The following is a 16,241-nucleotide window of genomic DNA, read 5'->3' on the forward strand; positions in this document are numbered from 1 at the left end:
GACCGGGGCCGTCAACTGATGACCGGTGACATGTGGTTCATCATCCTCCCGGACGGTGAATCGGGCGCGGCCGCCGCGCGACTCCTGCGCCCCTGGGCAACCGAGGTCGTCGCTCACCACTCCGGCCGGCCATGGCTGCTGGGCAGCTGGCCGGACGGCCATGTGACGGTGGGCGCGGCGGGGGTGCGGCGGCTGGCGGTGATCGGGCGTTGCCCGGTCACCGCCGGTGCGTTGTCCGCGCGGGCGGGGCAGGTCCGTGACCTCGCGGATGTGGAGGGGGCCGCACGGGGTCTGGCGGGCAGTTTTCATCTTGTGGCCTCGGTGGACGGCAGGGTCCGGGCCCGGGGCAGCGCATCCGGGGTCCGGCGGCTCTTTCACGCGCGCGTGGGCGGGGTGGTGGTGGCCGCCGACCGATCGGACAGGCTCGCATCGGCGGCCGCGGGAAGCGCAGCGGCCGGGGCGGGCGTGGATGAGCGGCTGCTGGCTCTTCACTTGCTGGCCTCGCCTCCTCCCTACCCGCTGGACGACCGGTGCGTGTGGGCGGGCGTGCAGGGCTTGCCCGCCCATGACTGCCTGCTGATCGAGCCGGACGGGCGGGCCCGTACGCAGCGGTGGTGGAGTCCGCCGGATCCGGAGCTCACGCTGGTTCAGGGGGCGCCCGCGGTGCGCGAGGCGCTGGTCGCCGCGGTGAACGCCTGCACGGCCGGCGGCGGTACGGTCAGCGCGGACCTGTCAGGAGGCCTGGATTCCACCAGCCTGTGCTTCCTGGCCGCGCGGGAGCAAGCCCGGAGGCGGCCGGGCGGAGCCCGGCTGGTGACCTTTCGCTGGCAGAGCCTCGACCCCGGGAACGACGACACGGCCTGGGCCGTTCGTGCCGGCGACATGCTTCCCGGCGTCGAGCATGTGACGCCCTCCCGTGACGAATGGCCTCTGTGGTACAGCGGCCTGACAAGGTTGACCGCCGGCACTGTGCCCACGGACGAGCCGGGTCCTTGGGTGCGGGACAGCGCCAGAATCGCAACGACCGCCCAGCTGATGACCGGCCGGGGATCGCGCCTGCACATGATGGGCGGAGGCGGGGACGAACTGTTCACCGCGCTTCCCCCGCACCTGCACGACTACGTGCGAAGCCATCCGCTGGCGGCGTGGGCCCGTATCCGCACGCACCGCGCCTTTCAGCACTGGCCCCTGTGGCAGTTGCTGCGTCAACTCGCGGACCGCAGGACGTTCGGCCAGTGGATGGCCGCCTGGGCGGACAGCCTCACCGAGCCGGAGCCCCCTCCCCCTGTTCCCGGCCGCCGCGCCCCGTCGACGGCATGGGGCGCAGACCTGCGCATGCCCTCGTGGGCGACGCCCGACGCGGTGCGGGCCGTGCAGAGCCTGCTCCGCGAGGCCGCCGAGACCGCCGAGCCCCTCGCGCCCCGGCGCGGACAGCACGCGGCGCTCATGTGCGCACAGACCGGTGCGCGCGGTGTCCGTCAACTGGACCACGTCTTCTCCCGCGAGGGGCCGGCGTACGCCGCGCCCTACCTCGACGACAGCGTGCTCGAAGCGGCGCTCGCGATCCGGGTGCCCGAACGCAGCACGCCCGGCCGCTACAAGCCGGTACTCGGCGCCGCGATGGAAGGAATCGTCCCCGACTCCGTTCTGCGGCGGCAGACCAAGGGCGAATACAGCGTCGACTTCCACGTCAGCCTGCGCCGCAACCGGGCCGCGCTGGTGGAGTTGTTCGACGACTCACAGCTCGCCCGCGCCGGGCTGATCGACACCGCAGCCATCCGCACGAACCTGCTCGGCGTCCACCCCGACCCGGCCGCGCTGCGTCCCCTCAGTCCCAGCCTGGGCGCCGAGATCTGGCTCCGCTCCCACGCCGCAAGCACCCGCCCACCGAGCACCGCGACCACCGCGACCATCACAGGAGCGCCATGAGCCTCGCCCTGCGCCAAGGCGTCTGCGCGACGCGGACCGAGGACGGCATGGTGCTGCTCGACGAAGTCTCCGGCCGCTACTGGCAGCTCAACGGCACAGCCGCACGCGTTCTGCACACCCTGCTGGACGGCACACCGCCCGAGGACGCCGCCCGCAGGCTCCGTGAGGGTTTCCCTCAGCTGTCTGCACAGCGCGCCGACGACGACATTTCCTCGTTTCTCGACGCGCTCATCGCAGCCCGGCTGGTGGTACGCGTATGAGCCAGGCGATGGTGCCGGCCGACCGGGACTCGTTGCCTCTTCACCGCCGCCTGCCGGCGCTCCTGGCCGTCACCGCCGCTCGGCTGCTGGTCCGGCTGAAGCCCCACCACCTGCGCCGGTTCCTCTCACTGGCCCGGCGCGGAGCCACCCCCGCCACTGTCGAACAAGCCCTCGCCGCGCGCAGCGCCGTCGTCGCGGTCAGCGCGCGATGTGCCGGCGAGGGGTGTCTGCAACGTTCCGTGGCCACCGTGCTGCTCTGCCGGACGCGCGGCGTCTGGCCCGACTGGTGCACCGGAGTACGCACCGCACCGTTTCGTGCCCACGCATGGGTCGAGGTCAACGGCATCCCCGTCGGTGAGCCATACCCGGCGGGGCATTACCACCGGCTGATGACCGTGCCGGTCACTCCTGGATCGGGCCCGCCCCGGCCCGGTCAGCTGTAGCGGACCGCGCCTCGACCGGCGGCGCGGCCGAACAGCAGCGAACCGAGAGAGCACAACGACTGCCCGAACCACAACGCCCCGCTCGGACAACCCCTGGCGCACCCCCCACGTGAAGACCGCGAGCCCCAAGCCGGCTTCGGTCAAGGCCCATTCGGCATCGGTGGTGTCCGAGCGGGAGCGGCGTCGGCGCATCGCAGGAGGGCGGGGTCCTGGCCGCGGCGGGTGCCGGGAGAGCCGGTCAGGACCCCTGGCCCTGTCTGTGCGGACGTGCCGGCGTCCCCGGGGAGGTGCGACGCCGGCGTGCCGGTGATCATCCGGCGGAAGGCCGGGGTGAGCCGCTCGCTGATCCAGGCCGCTTGAGAGACGGGCACTCACACAACGGCCCAGGAGCGGTCACGCCGGTCAGACTCCTCGCCGCGTCCGCGGCGACCGCGGGTCACGTAGCGGTCGATGGTGAGCACCATGGCCTCGCGCGGGGCCATGGCAAGCAGCGCCGAGGCGGCCAGGGCGCTGAACACCGAGAAGGTCAACGGGGCTTCCGGGCCCAGGAACAGTGCCATCGACAGCCCGAAGACGCACAGCATCGCCGCGCTCAGCCAGGCCGTCCAGCGCAGCGCCACCCCGCACAGCAGGGCGAGACCCAGCAGGGTCTCGGCGACCGTGGCCGCCACCGCCGCGGTCCGCAGACCTCCTCCGGAGAGATACGGGGTGAGGGTGCCGGTGTAGGCCATGAAGGCGTCGAAGGTCCCCCAGGCCACCCTCCCGGTGCCGTACCGTCCCCACAGGCCGAGCCGGTCGGCGACCGCCGAGAGAAAGCCGGCGGCCAGCGCCAGCCGTGCCACCACGGTGATCGTCCGCCAGGCCGCGAGGCTCTCCCCCGCGTGCTCCATCCGGCGGTGCAGCGTCCGCATCGCCCGTGCCACGCGCCGGTTCTTCGTCGCCATCCCTTGTTGTGAGTTCATGGCCGCACCGTAGGTCCGCCGCGTCCGGCTGGTCCATCAATCCGGGCCAGTAGAGGCCACGTAGAGTGGTCCAGTCATGGACCTCCATCTCGACCTCGACGCCTCCTTACCGCTCAACACCGCGGTGGCGGACGCCATACGCCACGCGATCCGCACCGGACGCCTGCGAGCGCCCGGCCCGCTGCCCTCCACCCGCGCCCTGGCCGCCCAACTCGCCGTCGCGCGCGGGACCGTGACCGAGGCCTACGCCCAACTCGCCGCCGAGGGATGGATCGTCACGCGCCAGGGAGCGCCCGCCCGCGTGGCCCGCGACGGCGACGGCCCGGCCGTCACACCGGAGGCACCCGGGCCGCCCCGGGACGCCGGCGCGCCCCGCTGGGACCTGCGCCCGGGCGTTCCGGACACCACGCTCTTCCCCGCTCCCGCCTGGGCCGCGGCCGTACGGGCCGCGACCCGCTCGGGCCCCGGCGTCCTGGGCTACGACGACCCGCAGGGCCGCCCCGAACTGCGCCGGGCGCTCGCCGGCTATCTCAACCGCGCCCGCGGCGTCACCACCGGCCCCGACCGGATCCTGGTCACCAGTGGCTTCGCCGACGCCCTCGCCCTGCTCGCCACCACCCTGTGCGACCTGGGTCTGCGGCACATCGCCATGGAAGACCCCTGCCTGGGCATCCACCGCGAGGTCGTCACCCGCGCCGGGCTGACGATCCACCCCGTCCCGGTGGACGCCCACGGCCTCGACACCACCGCGCTGGCCGCCACACCCGCCCGCCTGGTGCTGGCGACACCCGCCCACCAGTTCCCCCTCGGCGCCACCCTCAGCCCCGCCCGGCGCAGGAAGCTCGTCGCCTGGGCCCGGCGCGTCGACGGCTACATCATCGAGGACGACTACGACGGCGAGTACCGCTTCGACCGCAAGCCGCTCGGCGCGCTGCAGGCGCTCGACCCGTCCCGGGTCGTCTACGGGGGCACCGCTTCCAAGACCCTCGCGCCCGCCATGCGCCTCGGCTGGCTCGCGCTCCCGCCCCGCCTCGTCCGGCCCGTGGCCGACCGTGTCTTCCGCCACCAGTCCCCGCCGCTCGACCAGCTGGCCCTGGCCCGCCTCATCGGCGCCGGGCACTACGACCGCCAGGTCCGCCGCACCCGCGCCGAATACCGCCGCCGGCGCGACCACCTCATCGCCGCCGGTCTCCCCCTCACCGGGATCGCCGCCGGACTCCACGCCGTTCTGCCCGTGGCCGGCGAGGAGCCGCTGATCGCTCGTGCCCGGGCCCGGTCCCTCGCGCTGATGGGGCTGGGGCCGTTCTGGCACGGCCCGCCCCGCTCACAGGGGCTGATCATCGGCTACAGCCGGCCGCCCGTCACCACCGCGTACGAGGCGCTCGATCACCTGGCGGCGCTCGTCAACGCCCGCCGCTGAGAACGCCGCTGACACCGCCGGTGCCGGACGGGCGGCGGCGCGCCCGGCTCCCCGCCCGCCCCGGCCGTCTACCGTGGCGGGTCGTCCACCTTGAGTTCGTCGCCCGTGGTGGAGACGAAGACGACCAGCAGCCTCGCCGGTTCCGTCGTGCTGGTGTTCTCCGTGGTCACATGGTGGGCGCCCGGCTGCTCGACCCAGTTCTCGCCCCGGTGGTAGGTGCGCACCGGTTCGTTGTCGAGCCTGCTGCGCACGGCGCCTTCGAGCACGTAGGCGTAGACGAAGGCCTCGCCGTGCCGGTGGGGTGCGGCGCGTCCGCCGGGCGGGAAGTCCACGACCCGGGAGGTGAACGTCTTGCCCTTGACGTTCGGGAGCGCCTGCTCGACCAGAGGCGAGGGCGGCGCGGCCGGCTGCCGTGAGGCCGCGGCGGTGGTGGCCGGTTCCGCGGCGGGCTCGCGTCCCGCTGCGGAGGTGCATGCGGCGGTTGCGGTCACGGCACCGGCCGCCAGGAGAAAGGACGCAATCCGCGTACCGGTCACGCTTGCGGGGATGACTCGCATGGCAGCTCCTCGGGGTGGCCCGTCGTCATGGCCCGACCGTATGCGCGAGGCAGCCCGTGCCCGTGGGCCACTTCCGCAGTGATTCACTGGGCCATGCCCGGGCGAAGCCGGTGGCTCGCTCGCCGGGTGTCAGGCGCCGTCGAAGCGCTCACCGAGGGGCAGGCGTGGCACCTGGTGCCGTCCGGACGCGCATTGTTAGCGTCATCCGCGTGGTCAACACATACACAGGGTTGTCGGACTACTACGACCTGATCATGACATCGGGCTACTACGACTACGACGCATACGCGGCCGAACTGGCAGGTCTCCTGCGGGGCCGCCGGGACGTCCTGGAACTCGGCGTCGGTACGGGGCTGGTGTGCGAGCGGCTGCTCCGTCACGACGTCGACGATGTCGACGGGCTGCGGCTGACCGGGTTGGACCACACCGAAAGCATGCTGGCGCAGGCCCGCGCGCGCCTGGGCGAGCGGGTACGGCTGCTCCACCAGGACATCCAGCAGCTCGACGCGCCCTCCGCCTTCGACGGCGCGTTCTCCGTGGGCGGGGTCTGGGCGCACTACCGGACCGGCGCCGAGGCCGCGCTGGGCAGTCACCTGCCCGGCCACGACGGCAACGTCCGGGCACTGCGCCGCCTGCACGCCGCCCTGCGGCCCGGCGGGGTCCTGCTCATCGCCGTCCAGCGCCCCCACAGCGACTACGAGCAGGTGCTGCCCGACGGGCTGGTGTACACGCAGACGGTCGAAGCCGTCTCCGACGACCGGCTGGTCAAGGACTACTTTCTCCGGCAGGACGGGCAGGTGGTCGCTCACCAGCGATGCGTCTTCCGCGTCTGGCCCGGTCCCCGCGCGACGGGCCTCCTGCAGGAATGCGGGTTCGACTTCACCGGGGCGAGCCCGGGGGAACACTTCTGCACGTACGCCAGGTCCGCTTGAGGCGCGGAACGGGCGTCGCGTGTCTGCGGACGGACGTCCGCCAGCAGATGCGGGGCGGGAGACGAAACGCGATCCTGGAGGGGTTGGGAACCCCTCCAGGAGGTGCGCGATGTCCGTGATGGACAAGCTCAAGCAGATGCTGAAAGGGCACGAGGAGCAGGCCGGCAAGGGCATCGACAAGGCCGGCGACTTTGTCGACGACAACACCCAGGGCAAGTACAGCAGCCAGGTCGACACCGCCCAGGAGAAGCTCAAGCAGCAGCTGGGCTCTGATCAGGGGCGCGACCAGGACGGTCCGCCCCAGGCCTGACGAGCGGCTCCGACGTGCCGGGCGGACGGCCGCCCGCCGGGGCCGGTGCCCGGTTCCAGCTCATCCGGGACCACGGCAGGGCCAGCCGGCTCTGGTCGGAGACCTCCCGTGGGGCGAAGTCCGTGACCGGCGCGGCTTCGCGGTGCCGGGCGTAGACGGAGTCGACGTAGCGGTGTCCGGTGTCGGCCGCGATGAAGAGGACCGTCCGCCCGGGTGAGCGCTCGCGTTCGTGCCGGGCGGCGAGGTAGGCGGCGCCCGTCGACAGGCCCGCGAAGACCGCGTGGCGCCGCAGCAGGTCGACGCTGCCGGCCAGCGCCGCGTCGAACGAGATCCAGTGCAGGGTGTCGTACAGCTCGTGGGAGACGTTGCCGAAGGGGATGGAGCTGCCGATCCCGGCGATGATGATCTCGGGGTCGGAGACGTGCTCGGCGCCGAACGTGACGCTGCCGTACGGCTGGACGCCGACGAGCTGGACGTCCGCCGGGCCCGTGGCGCCCCGGGAGCCGTCGCGCAGGTAGCGGGCGAGGGCTCCGGTCGAGGCGCCCGACCCCACCCCGCCGACGACGGTGAGCCCGTCGGCGCCGGTCGTCCCGCGGATCCGGTCGGCGATCGCGCGGTAGCCGAGGTAGTGGATGTCGTCGTGGTACTGCCGCATCCAGTGGTACTCGGGGTGTTCCGCGAGGATCTCGTGGATCCGCTCGACGCGCCGCTTCTGGTCGAGCTTGAGGTCGCTGCACGGTTCCATCTGCTCCAGCGTCGCCCCGAGGACGGCGAGCTGGGTGCGCAGCGTGCGGTCCACCGTCGTCGAGCCGACGATGTGACAGCGCATGCCGTGCCGGTGGCAGGCCAGGGCGAGGGCGTACGCGTAGATGCCGCTGGAGCTGTCCAGCAGGGTGTCGCCGCGCCGTACGGCCCCGGTGTCGAGCAGGTGGCGCACCGCGGCGAGCGCGGAGACCACCTTCATCGTCTCAAAGCGCAGGCAGACGAGCCGGTCGTCGAGGCGTACGAGGTCCGGCCTGCCGATCGCCTCCGCGATGTGCAGGTCCATCGAGGCCGCCGGCTCCGTCGAGACCGCTGAGGCTGCCGGGGCCGTCGAGTCCGTCGAGTCCCTTGCGTCCATGGAGGAGCTCCTTGGTGGTGGTGAACGTCGTGAAGATCCGGGTGGCGGGGATGCCGTGGGAGTCCAGGGCGCGCAGACAGCTGCGGACGCGGTGCCGCAGGCCCGGGGTGGCCGGGTCGAACAACACGCCTGCCACGGCTCCGCTGTGCGCGATCTGGACGCCCGCGGCCCCGACCCGGCGGGCGATCACGGCCAGCGCGTCGAACTCCGGGTGAGCGAGCACCTCTTGGCCGCGCCGCGCGCTGGCGGTCGCGACCTGGCCGAGCAGGTGCACGTCGCCGGTCGCCAGGGCCCGGCGCAACCGGGTGCGCAGCCGCTCCCAGGCCCGTACGTCGCTGTCTGCGGGCTCGTAGGCGGGCAGGGACAGGGTGTCCACGGGCGCGCCGCGGCCGAGGGTGCAGCCCACCACGGCCAGTGGTGGCAGGGCCGGGCCGAGGACTTCCAGGACCCGGCCCTCGCGCTGGGCGAACAGCACCGGGCGGCCGTCCAGCATGAGCGGGTCGCAGGCCTGTTCCGCGCGCACGGCCAGGCGGGCGACCGCTCCGGGAGTCAGCCGCAGCCGGTACGAGTCCGCGACCGCGCGCACGGTGGCGATGACGTCGCTGGTGGAGCTGCCCATGCCCAGGCCCACCGGAATGTCACCGGTGAGCCGCAGTTCTCCGCCGCAGGGCGGCTGACCGGTCCGCTCAGCGCACTCCGCCACCGCGAGGGCCGCGGCCCGTGCGGCCTTCGTGCGGTCGGCGGGCGTGACGGTGAGCGCCCCGGGCTCCGTGCCGGGGCGGCGGACGAACTCGGCGCTGCTGCCGGGACCGGCCATGGGGAGGGTGACCAGGCCCGCGCACCGGCGTCCGTCGCCGTCGAGGAAGACGCCCTGCAGGAGCTCGCCGTGGTGGCAGGGGGCGTGTCCGGTGCCGGTGGGGAGCGCACCGGCACCGGGCCCGGCCCCGGGGGCGGCGGGGATCATGCGCCGCCCACCGCCCGGTAGCGGTACAGGACCGTCTCCTCGGCGCTGAACTGGGAGAAGGGGAACGGTTCCGCGGACAGGGCGGTCACGCCCGCGCCGAGGAAGGCGGGGGCGACGGCGCTGCCGCTCTGCGCGTAGACGATCAAGGGCACGCCGCGGGACCGGCAGCGCTCCAGGATGGTGTCGAACGAACCGTTGCTCAGGGTCATTCCGGTGGCGACGACGGCCTCGGCCCGGTCGAGCACCTTATGCATGTCGTCGGTGACGGGGTCGCCCCACTGGGTGGTCCTGAGGTTGAAGTCGCAGGGCAGCGGTTCGCCACCGCGCTCGCGTATCGCCGCGACCAGCGGGTTGACGACGCCGATGAGGCCGACCTTCGCGCCCGGCTCGATGTCCAGCAGCCCGGCAATGGCCGCGTCGCGGGCCTTCGCTCGGACCTCGGGGGTGCCGGCGGGCAGGGTGACGGCCTCGGCCCGGCCCGCTGCGGCGGCCGCGCGGTGCGGGCGGGTCTCGGAGAGGTAGGCGTCGAGGGCGGCGATCCGCAAGGGGCGCGGGGACTCGCGCAGCAGGACGTCGAGCGGGGTGCCGGAGGCGTCGCGGCAGACCGACGGGTCGATCTCGCCCGCTTCGAAGGCGCAGCCGCCGAAGGAGCCGCCGAGCCGGACCAGGACGTACTGGTTGAGGTAGGTGGTGTCGCCGCCTGCCAGGCGGGTGCCGTGGTGGATCCAGAACACGCTGGTGGCGACGAGCCCGGAGGGGAGCGGGCCGTGTTCGCCGGCGAGGACGGCTTCGATGAGCCCGTCGACGGCCGGGGCGTTCGGGGCGAGGGAAGGGGCGTTCGGGGCGAGGGAAGGGGCCGGGTGCGTATGCGTCATGGGGTTCCTTTCACAGGGGTGGTGAGGTTTTAAGGGGTTTTAAGAGTTTTAAGAGGCCGGTTGCGGAGCCTGTGCCGCTGCCGGGCTGCCCACCGGCCCCCGGTAGGCGACCTGCGGATGCCCCAGGGCATCGGTGGTGAGTTCGGCGTCCACTTCGAAGACCTCGGCGAGCCGCTCGGCGGTCAGGACGGAGGCGGGGGTGCCCGAGGCGATCAGGCGGCCGTGGTGCAGGAGCAGCAGCCGGTCGCAGTAGCGGGCGGCGAGCGACAGGTCGTGCAGCGCGACGAGAACGGTCCGCTCCGTGCCGGTCAGCAACTGCATGAGTTCCAGCTGGTGTCTGACGTCGAGGTGGTTGGTGGGCTCGTCGAGCAGGAGCGCGTACGGCTGCTGGGCGAGCGCGCGGGCGATGTGGGCACGCTGCCGCTCGCCGCCCGACAGCGCCTTCCAGGAGCGGCCGGCGAGCGCGCCGAGCCCGACGCGCTCCAGCGCGGCGGCGACCACCGCCCGGTCGGTGGCGTCCGGCCCGCGCCAGCGGTCGCGGAACGGGGTCCGTCCCAGGCCCACGACGTCGGCCACCTTCAAGTCGCTGTCGGCGCCGGCGTCCTGCTGGACGAAGGCGGCATGGCGGGCGATCCGGCGCGCGCTCCAGTTCCGTACGGACTGACCGTCGTAGCGGACCGTGCCCGCATCAGGGGTCCGCAGGCCCGCCAGGCAGCGCAGCAGCGAGGACTTGCCCGAGCCGTTGGGCCCGAGCAGACCGACCGTCTCGCCGGGAGCGATGTCCGCGCTGACGCCGCGTACGACGGGAGTGCCCGCCACCGACCAGCTCAGCGCTTCGGCGGTGATCCTCACAGTTCGCCTCTCTTGCGCAGGACTAGCAGGAAGAGGGGCACGCCCAGCAGTGCGGTGATCACGCCCACGGGAACCTCGCGGGGCGCGAAGGCGATGCGCGCCAGCGCGTCCGTCCAGACCAGGAACACCGCGCCCGCGAGCGCCGCGCAGGGCAGCAGCACCCGGTGGAGGGATCCGGCGAGGAACCGCACCCCGTGGGGGACGATCAGCCCGACGAAGCCGATGGCGCCGACGGTGGCCACCGCGACGGCGGTCAGCACGGCCGTGACGACGAGCAGCAGCATCCGCGTGCGCCGCACGCCGATCCCGAGGGAGGCGGCGGTGTCCGTGCCGAACTCGAGCCCGTCGAGGGCGTTCGAGCAGAGCCACGCGGCCAGCAGCCCGAGCGGGGTGACGACGGCACAGGCCACGACGGTGTCCCACCGGGCCGGCGCCATCGAACCCAGCAGCCAGTGGGTGACGGCCCGCGTGGTGTCCGCGTCCGCCGAGGCCATCAGGACGAGGGAGGTGAGCGCGGTGAAGAGCTGGCCGACGACGACGCCGGTGAGGACGATGCGGGCCGAGTCCAGCCCGGTGCGCCGCAGGAGCAGCAGGAGCAGCCCGAAGGAGAGCAGCGCGCCGGTGAGCGCGCCCCCGGTGACGCCGAGCGCGCTCGCGCCCACGCCGAGGACGACGACGGTGACGGCTCCGGCGGATGCGCCGGAGGAGACGCCGAGCAGGTAGGGGTCGGCGAGCGCGTTCCGGGTGACCGCCTGGAGGACCGTGCCGCACACGGCGAGCGAGGCACCGACAAGGGCGGCCGTCAGCACGCGCGGCAGCCGCAGGTCCCAGACGAGGGAGTCCACCAGCGGGGGCAGGGGCTCCACGTCCAGGCCGAGCCGGGTGCCCAGGGCGCGGGCGAGGCCGGTCCAGCCCACGTCCGCGGTGCCCACGCGCACGGCTGCCGCGACCGAGCCCGCCAGGGCGAGCGCGGCGAGGAGGAAGAAGACGGCCTGGGTGGCGGTGGACCGGCCGGAGCGCGGGGTGGTGACGGGATCCTCGGTCGCCACCTGCCCGCGCGCCGTGGCCTCCGTCGCCACCCGCCCGCGCGCCGTGGCCTCCGTCGCCACCTGCCCGCGCGCCGTGGGAAGCAGGAGGTCCGCCGTCTCCCCCGGGGCGACCGGGCCAGGGGCGACCGGGCCAGGGGCGATCGGGTCAGCGGACATATCCGAGGTCCTTCATCCCCTTGGCCAGCAGGCCCAGGGCGTGCACCGAGCGCACGGACGGGTCCAGCTCGATGCCCGGCACTTCGAGGATCTTGTTGTCACGGACCGCCGCCAGCTTGGAGACCACCGGGTGCCCGGTCATCGCGGCGCGCTTCTCGGCGGCGCTGTCGCCCGGCCGTCCGCGCTCGGACAGGTCGCCGATGACGATGAAGTCCGGGTTGCGCTCGGCCACCTCCTCCCAGGAGACCTCCGGCCAGTCCTCGTTCACGTCGTCGAAAGCGTTCTTCGCGCCGACGATCCGGCTCATCTCGCTGGGCAGGCCGCTCTTGCCCGCCACGTACGGCATGCCGTTGAAGACGGAGTAGAGGTAGACCACGGTGGGCCGGTCGTCGCCCCGGGGAACCCTGGAGGCGTTCTTCCCGGCCTCGGCGACCGCGGCGCGCTGGCCGGCGGCGAGTTTGCGGGCCCGCTCCTCGGTGCCGAAGACCTTGCCGAGGTTCTCGTAGTCGGAGAAGAGGAGCTCGAAGGGGGTCTTGCCGGCCGGGTTCTGCTGCGGGCAGTCGACGGCACTGACGAAGGTGGGGACCTTGAGTGAGGCCAGCTCCTCGCGGGTGCCGGCGCGGTCCTTGGTGTAGAGGTCCTTGGAGCCGGCGACGACGAAGTCGGGGTTAGCGGCCCGCAGTTGCTCGCCGGTGGCGATCTTCGGGGCGATGACCGGGACCTTGGCGTACGCGGCCCCGTACTGCGCGGGGATCTTCGTTTTGAGGTTGGCCGTTCCCGCCATCCGGTCCTGGAGCCCGAGTTCGAGCAGGGTCTCGGTCGAGGTCTGGTCCAGGGCGACGGCCCGCTTCGGGGGTCCGGCGACGGACACCCGGCGGCCGCAGCTCGTGACGGAAGCCGCCTCGGCGGAGGCACGGGTACCGGATCCGGCGTCCGTCCTGGAGCCGTCGCCGGCTGCCGTGGAGCAGCCCGCAGTGGCAAGAGCGAGGGTCAGGGCGATGCCGAGGCGGGTGGGGTGGCGCATGGGGTCTCCGGTCTGGGAGTGGGTGTTGTCGTGCACCGGGCAGGAGTGCCGCGTTCGAAGAGTACTGTAATGGTATTCATTTTCATTAACGCAAGCCGGGTGCGGTTCGCCGAACCGCGCCCCAGCCCCAAGGAGCACGCACACCCGTGGCGACGACACCCCCGCCGGCATCCACGCCGGCGCCCGCACCGGCCCCCGCACCGGAAGCGACCAAATCCACTGCCCCGCCCCCGCGTTCGGTCCTCCGCGACACCGCGTTCCTGCGCCTGTGGGCGGGCACCACCGCCTCCGGGCTGGCGACCTGGGCCCTGCCCTTCGTCCTCGGACTCGCCGTCCTGCACCACGACCTCGGCGCCGCCGACCTCGGCCTGGTCCTCGCCGCACGCACCACCGGCTTCCTCGTGGCCGTCACCGTCGGCGGCGTCCTCGCCGACCGGCACTCCCACCGCGCCGTCGTCCTGTGGTCCGCCCTGGCCGCCGCGGTCGCCGCACCCCTCCTCGCCGCCGGCCTCGGCCGCTCCCTGGTGCTGATGACGGCCGCCGCCGCCCTCGCGGGCGCCGGACAGGGCGCCTGCCGCCCCGCCTTCCAGGCACTCACCGCAGCGACCGTCGCCCCCGAGCACCGCCAGCAGGCCAACGCCGCCATGACCATGGCGGTACGGAGCTCCACGCTTGCGGGGCCCGCCCTGACCGCGCTGCTCGCGGCCTTCCTCGACGTCCGGACGCTCCTGCTCGGCATCGGCCTGCTCTGGCTGGTCGCCGCGCTCGTCCCGGGCAAGGCCTCCGCGCCGGCGGAACCGGCCGGCGCACCCGCAGGCCCCGCTCCGCGCGCGGGCTTCCGCGCCGAGTTCCTCGAAGGCATACGGGAGGCGCGCCGCCACCCCTGGTTCCTCGCCGGGCTCGCCGCCCTCGTCGCCGTCATCGCCCTCGGCTACTCCGCCACCAGCGTCGCGCTCCCCCTGATCAGCCGCGACCGCTACGGCACCGAGTGGGTCCTGGCCGCGGCCATGACCGCGTACACGGTGGGAGCGCTCGGCGGAGCCCTCGTCATCGCTCGCTGGCGGCCGCGCTCCCAGGGCTGGGCCGCCTTCGCCGGGCTCGCCGCGTACGGCTTCGCGCCGCTGAGCCTGACGCTGGCCGTGCACCCGCTCGTGGTCGTCGCCGCGTACGCCGTCGCCGGGACCGGCATCGAGCTGTTCAACGTGCCCTGGTTCACCGCCACCCAGCGCGAGGTCGCCCCGGACAAGCTGGCCCGCGTCTCCTCGTTGGACTTCCTCGTCTCCTACGGCCTGGCACCGGTCGGCCTCGCCCTCATCGCCCCCGCCGTCGGCACGTTCGGGGTCACGCCCGTCCTCGCCGCGTGCGCCGCCGCCTGCTTCCTCGTACCGGCAGCGGCGGCGCTCGTGCCCACCGCCCGCCACTTCGCGCGCACGGATCCGGCGACAGGGACTGAGGCAGGGACAGGGACAGCGACAGCCACGGAGGACTGACGGCCGGCACGTCGCAGCGCGGGCCCCGGCCGCCTTCCCTCACCGGCCGGGGCCGCTCCCTCAGGGACGCGCCGGGACGCACTTGTCAGCCGCCCGGACCGGCGCTCTTGATGACGGCGAAGACCGCGCCGACCGGGTCGATGAACATGGCAATGCGGCCGATCCCCGGCACGTCCATGGCCGGGATGACGACGACGGCCCCGGCCCCGGCGGCCCTGGCGACCGCGGCGTCGCAATCGGCCACTTCGAAGTACGGGTGCCACTCCGGCGTCGATCCTGCATCGATGTTCTCCTGAGGCAGCTGCATCAGCCCGCCGTGGTCCGACTCCTCACCGGTGCCGAGCGGCCGCAGGACCGTGTAGGTCAGCTCCGGGCCCATCTGCACGTCCCTGGTCTGCCAGGAGAAGACGGAGTCGTAGAACGCCTTCGCCGCCGCGGCGTCGGTGGTGTAGAGCTCCACCCAGGACAGGCTGCCGGGGACGGCGACGGCCTCCATGCCGCCGGTGTCACCGGGCTGCCAGACGGCGAAGTCCGCGCCGGTGGGATCGGTGAAGGCCGCCATCCGCCCGTACGTGAAGACGTCCGACGGGGCCACGCGAACCCTGCCGCCGGCCTGCTCCACGGCCTTGGCGGTGGCGTCGGCGTCCGGGGTGTGGAAGTACACCGTCCAGGACGGGCGCGCGCCTTCCTCGGTCAGCGGACCGAGGCCCGCGACCGTCTTGCCGTCCTGCCGGAAGAATCCGTAGCCGCCCGCCTCCGGCCCCGCGGACCGGTACTCCCAGCCCAGGGCGGCGGAGTAGAAGGCGGCGCTCGCATCGGTGTCCGGGCTCCCCAGGTCCAGCCAGTCGGGGGCGCCGGGGACGTACATGGTCGTCAGCATGGTGTGGCCCTTCGTCGTGGGTCCGACGCGGATGCGGGTTGCCGCTGGACCGCCCGGGCCGGGAAGGCACGGCGCGGTCCGCCAGCGGTCCGTCAGCTGTCACGGCGAGATCCTTCCAGCGGCTCCCCGCCCGTCGAGCTCGCCACTCCGGAACCACCCGGACCGGAGCAGTCAGCACTCACCACCGGCCCGTTAACGAGAACTGACCTCGGATCAAATGCCGTGGCGCAGACCCGGGAGGGTTGCTAGGGTCACGCCGGACGCGAGAGACGCGTGATCACGGGACGGGAGGTTGATGAATATGGCTGCCGCCGGCCGACTTCAGCATGCCCTCGCCCGGCCCGTGCGATAGCGCAGCGCGGTCCGGGTCGTTCCACCGACCAGGAGTGACACGTGTCCACCTCTTCTTCCTCTTCTTGTATTGCCTCTTCCGCTGCCGCGTCAGCCGGTGCACAGCTGACCACCGGCCGTCTCGTCCTCCGGCCGTGGACCGCTGCCGAAGCCTCCGCCGTCCTCGACGGCCCCAGGCCGGCGGACTGGGCGGCCGACTTCCCCGCCGAAGGCGACCGCGTCATAGCCGGCCTCTTCGGACAGCACCCCGCGTGGCTCGGCGAACACGGCCACCGTCTGGTCGTCGAGCGTGACAGCGGCCTCGTGGTGGGCTCCATCGGCTTGTTCTGGCCGCCCACCGAGGGAACCGTCGAGCTCGGATACGGCATCGTCGCTTCCCGCCGCGGCCGGGGCTACGCCACCGAGGCCACCCGGGCCCTGGCGGCCTTCGCCCTCGCAGCACCCGGCGTCCACACCGTGGCTGCGGGCGCGGAACTGTCCAACCCGGCCTCCATCCGCGTGCTGGAGAAGGCGGGCTTCCTCCGCCGGTCCACCGAAGGCGATGTGGCCCGCTTCCAGCTCACCGAGCCGGACTGCCACCAGCCGTGACCCCGTGGGGCCGGCGGCACCCATATTCATCAACCTCCCGTCCCGTGATCACGCGTCTCTCGCGTCCGGCGTGACCCTA

Annotated in this window: 17 protein-coding genes; 8 read left to right on the forward strand and 9 right to left on the reverse strand. The window is 73.4% G+C overall.

Annotation, left to right across the window (positions count from 1 at the left end):
* Window positions 1-18 precede the first annotated feature (18 nt).
* From ACSNOH_RS14685 to ACSNOH_RS14695, 3 genes are read left to right on the forward strand one after another with little or no spacing between them, the layout of a single operon-like run.
* Window positions 19-1,929, forward strand: a complete 1,911-nt coding sequence (locus ACSNOH_RS14685) for an asparagine synthase-related protein (RefSeq protein WP_436721755.1) — start codon at window positions 19-21, stop codon at window positions 1,927-1,929.
* Window positions 1,926-2,189, forward strand: a complete 264-nt coding sequence (locus tag ACSNOH_RS14690) for a lasso peptide biosynthesis PqqD family chaperone (protein ID WP_436721756.1) — start codon at window positions 1,926-1,928, stop codon at window positions 2,187-2,189. Before ACSNOH_RS14685 ends, ACSNOH_RS14690 begins: the two co-directional genes overlap by 4 nt.
* A complete protein-coding gene (locus ACSNOH_RS14695; protein WP_436721757.1) occupies window positions 2,186-2,632 on the forward strand; it encodes a lasso peptide biosynthesis B2 protein in 447 nt (148 codons plus the stop codon). Before ACSNOH_RS14690 ends, ACSNOH_RS14695 begins: the two co-directional genes overlap by 4 nt.
* Window positions 2,633-3,003: 371 nt before the next feature.
* On the opposite strand, the gene ACSNOH_RS14700 is transcribed toward ACSNOH_RS14695, so the two are convergent.
* Window positions 3,004-3,594: a hypothetical protein gene (locus tag ACSNOH_RS14700; RefSeq protein ID WP_436721758.1), complete on the reverse strand. Its 591-nt coding sequence runs from the start codon at window positions 3,592-3,594 to the stop codon at window positions 3,004-3,006.
* A gap of 76 nt (window positions 3,595-3,670) precedes the next feature.
* Here ACSNOH_RS14700 and ACSNOH_RS14705 point away from each other — a divergent pair, with 76 nt between their 5' ends.
* Window positions 3,671-5,014: a PLP-dependent aminotransferase family protein gene (locus ACSNOH_RS14705; protein ID WP_436721759.1), complete on the forward strand. Its 1,344-nt coding sequence runs from the start codon at window positions 3,671-3,673 to the stop codon at window positions 5,012-5,014.
* A 68-nt stretch (window positions 5,015-5,082) separates the two neighbouring features.
* Here the strand turns inward: ACSNOH_RS14705 and ACSNOH_RS14710 are convergent, their stop codons facing one another.
* On the reverse strand, window positions 5,083-5,571 hold the full coding sequence (locus ACSNOH_RS14710; protein WP_436721760.1) for a cupin domain-containing protein: 489 nt from the start codon (window positions 5,569-5,571) through the stop codon (window positions 5,083-5,085).
* A 209-nt stretch (window positions 5,572-5,780) separates the two neighbouring features.
* On the opposite strand from ACSNOH_RS14710, the gene ACSNOH_RS14715 reads away from it, so the two are divergent.
* On the forward strand, window positions 5,781-6,503 hold the full coding sequence (locus ACSNOH_RS14715) for a class I SAM-dependent methyltransferase (RefSeq protein ID WP_436721761.1): 723 nt from the start codon (window positions 5,781-5,783) through the stop codon (window positions 6,501-6,503).
* 109 nt (window positions 6,504-6,612) lie between these two features.
* Complete coding sequence (locus ACSNOH_RS14720) at window positions 6,613-6,813, forward strand: antitoxin (RefSeq protein ID WP_436721762.1); 201 nt, start codon at window positions 6,613-6,615, stop codon at window positions 6,811-6,813.
* Here the strand turns inward: ACSNOH_RS14720 and ACSNOH_RS14725 are convergent.
* Genes ACSNOH_RS14725 through ACSNOH_RS14750 form a run of 6 tightly spaced genes read right to left on the reverse strand, consistent with a single transcriptional unit; the run spans window position 6,755 to window position 12,889 of the window.
* Entirely contained in the window at window positions 6,755-7,861 is a 1,107-nt protein-coding gene (locus ACSNOH_RS14725; protein ID WP_436721771.1) for a pyridoxal-phosphate dependent enzyme, read from the reverse strand. The genes ACSNOH_RS14720 and ACSNOH_RS14725 overlap by 59 nt on opposite strands.
* Window positions 7,782-8,897 carry a GHMP family kinase ATP-binding protein gene (locus ACSNOH_RS14730; protein ID WP_436721763.1) on the reverse strand — a complete coding sequence of 372 codons (1,116 nt, stop codon included), beginning with the start codon at window positions 8,895-8,897 and terminating at the stop codon, window positions 7,782-7,784. Before ACSNOH_RS14730 ends, ACSNOH_RS14725 begins: the two co-directional genes overlap by 80 nt.
* The gene (locus ACSNOH_RS14735; protein WP_436721764.1) at window positions 8,894-9,772 is read right to left on the reverse strand and encodes a Rossmann-like domain-containing protein; all 879 of its coding nucleotides are present in this window, start codon (window positions 9,770-9,772) and stop codon (window positions 8,894-8,896) included. Before ACSNOH_RS14735 ends, ACSNOH_RS14730 begins: the two co-directional genes overlap by 4 nt.
* 48 nt (window positions 9,773-9,820) lie before the next feature.
* A complete protein-coding gene (locus tag ACSNOH_RS14740; protein WP_436721765.1) occupies window positions 9,821-10,624 on the reverse strand; it encodes an ABC transporter ATP-binding protein in 804 nt (267 codons plus the stop codon).
* Window positions 10,621-11,829: a FecCD family ABC transporter permease gene (locus ACSNOH_RS14745; RefSeq protein WP_436721766.1), complete on the reverse strand. Its 1,209-nt coding sequence runs from the start codon at window positions 11,827-11,829 to the stop codon at window positions 10,621-10,623. The genes ACSNOH_RS14740 and ACSNOH_RS14745 overlap by 4 nt, the downstream gene beginning before the upstream one ends.
* Window positions 11,819-12,889: an ABC transporter substrate-binding protein gene (locus tag ACSNOH_RS14750; protein WP_436721767.1), complete on the reverse strand. Its 1,071-nt coding sequence runs from the start codon at window positions 12,887-12,889 to the stop codon at window positions 11,819-11,821. The genes ACSNOH_RS14745 and ACSNOH_RS14750 overlap by 11 nt, the downstream gene beginning before the upstream one ends.
* A gap of 110 nt (window positions 12,890-12,999) precedes the next feature.
* Between ACSNOH_RS14750 and ACSNOH_RS14755 the strand changes: the two genes are divergently transcribed.
* Window positions 13,000-14,343, forward strand: coding sequence for an MFS transporter (locus ACSNOH_RS14755; protein WP_436721768.1), 1,344 nt, complete (start codon window positions 13,000-13,002; stop codon window positions 14,341-14,343).
* Window positions 14,344-14,428: 85 nt separating this feature from the next.
* Here the strand turns inward: ACSNOH_RS14755 and ACSNOH_RS14760 are convergent, their stop codons facing one another.
* The gene (locus ACSNOH_RS14760; RefSeq protein WP_436721769.1) at window positions 14,429-15,223 is read right to left on the reverse strand and encodes a VOC family protein; all 795 of its coding nucleotides are present in this window, start codon (window positions 15,221-15,223) and stop codon (window positions 14,429-14,431) included.
* A gap of 393 nt (window positions 15,224-15,616) precedes the next feature.
* On the opposite strand from ACSNOH_RS14760, the gene ACSNOH_RS14765 reads away from it, so the two are divergent.
* On the forward strand, window positions 15,617-16,162 hold the full coding sequence (locus ACSNOH_RS14765) for a GNAT family N-acetyltransferase (protein ID WP_436721770.1): 546 nt from the start codon (window positions 15,617-15,619) through the stop codon (window positions 16,160-16,162).
* The last annotated feature ends 79 nt before the right edge of the window (window positions 16,163-16,241 follow it).

It is taken from the genome of Streptomyces sp. URMC 127, assembly GCF_051386535.1.
In the GTDB taxonomy this organism is placed as follows: domain Bacteria; phylum Actinomycetota; class Actinomycetes; order Streptomycetales; family Streptomycetaceae; genus Streptomyces.